General features: G+C 41.2%; 3 protein-coding genes. 1 reads left to right on the plus strand and 2 read right to left on the minus strand.

Features of this window, described 5'->3' with window-relative positions:
- Positions 1-166: 166 nt before the first annotated feature.
- A complete protein-coding gene (locus tag K245_RS0121600; protein ID WP_027360814.1) occupies positions 167-583 on the minus strand; it encodes a hypothetical protein in 417 nt (138 codons plus the stop codon).
- A 119-nt stretch (positions 584-702) separates the two neighbouring features.
- Entirely contained in the window at positions 703-1,020 is a 318-nt protein-coding gene (locus tag K245_RS0121605) for a hypothetical protein (RefSeq protein WP_027360815.1), read from the minus strand.
- A gap of 286 nt (positions 1,021-1,306) precedes the next feature.
- Here K245_RS0121605 and K245_RS27945 point away from each other — a divergent pair, with 286 nt between their 5' ends.
- Positions 1,307-1,483: a hypothetical protein gene (locus K245_RS27945; RefSeq protein ID WP_156906882.1), complete on the plus strand. Its 177-nt coding sequence runs from the start codon at positions 1,307-1,309 to the stop codon at positions 1,481-1,483.
- Positions 1,484-1,622 lie beyond the last annotated feature (139 nt).

A 1,622-nucleotide genomic window follows, 5' to 3' on the forward strand; every position in this document is an offset into this window, starting at 1 on the left:
GGGATAAAAATTGACCAAACGATTTCTTTATATATTTAATTTCATTATTCTTTTGTTTAAAAGGCCACATAGGTATTTTCATAAAAAGCACAACGGCGAGCTATGCCGCGCCGCCGCTTTGCTGGTTAAGCCCACGCAGCTCCCCGGCGTCGGCATGGGCGACTTGTTAGCTCTCATCTTTTTCGGTTGTAGGATAGTGAGAGAGTGAAACGCCTAACCCAAATTTTGCTACAGCACACAAAAACTTTGGTGACAGATAGTCTGTATGAGTATAAGTATCGCCAAGAGCAATAGAAAAATCCAAATCCGCGCCCTCAACACCTAAAAATGAAGTAATTTTTAAAATATCAACTTTGTTTCTTTCCAAAAATACTAATGTTTCTTCAACCTGAGTATCAAAGCTATGCATCTTAGCTTTGCTTGCGATAAAATTAGCCCCAGAGTAATTGCGAACTCCAAAGCTTGGATTGTTCGGAACTCTTAACTCATCTTTTTCCCACCATTGATAAGGTTCAAGTTCGAGTTGATCCAATAGCATTTCGATATCAAGACTATTGCCGTAAACCCTTAAAATACAAGACATATGAAGTGGGCCTCATGAGCTAACGGAAAGCTATGCCGCGCCGCCGCTTTGCTGGTTAAGCCCACGCAGCCCCCCGGCGTCGGCATGGGCGAATTGTTAGCTCCACTATAACTCTCCTATTAATCAGCTTCAATTATTAGCGACAGAGGATTACTATACCAGTGATGATGCGAGCCATCTCTTTCAACCAGAAGCTTTTTAGTAAATTTAGTAAGATCGTTTAATGACCCAGTTAATACAAGCCAGCTATCATTTGAGAATGTTAGTTGAGCCGCACCGCTGTTTTTTATTACGCGTAAGCCCCTAAGAAGTTCATCATATGGTGAAGGGTCACTTGCTGTTATGGCATTAAATTCAATGTATTGAGAAGATGATGCAAGGAACTCTTCAAAACGTTTATGTAGTTTACGCAAGCCATCTATAGAATCAAAAAGCATTGGATCGCTATTTGGGGAGTAATAAATAAGCATAATATTTAGAGCTAACGGTGAGCTAAGCTGCGCCGCCGATGCTTTACTGGAAAAATCGGTGCGTGTCGGCGTCAGCTTGGGCGACTTGTTAACTTTCAGACCGCTGCTTATCACCCGAATTTATTAAACAAAGTCAGGCCTAAGATGACCTGAAACTAAACCTACCAAAAACATAAAAAACGAAAAACCCCAACGAGCTATCAGACTACTTTTGCAATTGCTGGAGAAAACCAAACTTTTCAAAACCTGGAGAATGGCTGCCGTTGCTGAAACTGGAAAGATTCAGAGCTGCAAAATTGCCAAAACCAGAAAGCTGGAAAACAGCAAAGCCAAAATGAGTTACCAAGTTGCCTTTACAAAAGCTGGTGAAAACCTGTCACTACAACACCTGGAGCAAGCCAACCGCTGCACGACTGGAGAAACTCCCTGAAAAGTCAAAAACTAAACTACGAGCTATTAACCGGAAAAAGCCATAAACTTTTTTGATTACCATTTTTACTCCGCCATGCTTATCTTAAGGCATGTGAAAGATTATCCAGATATGATGGAGGTGTAGCATGGCAAAAAAT

The sequence above is a fragment of the Desulforegula conservatrix Mb1Pa genome, assembly GCF_000426225.1.
In the GTDB taxonomy this organism is placed as follows: Bacteria; Desulfobacterota; Desulfobacteria; order Desulfobacterales; family Desulforegulaceae; genus Desulforegula; species Desulforegula conservatrix.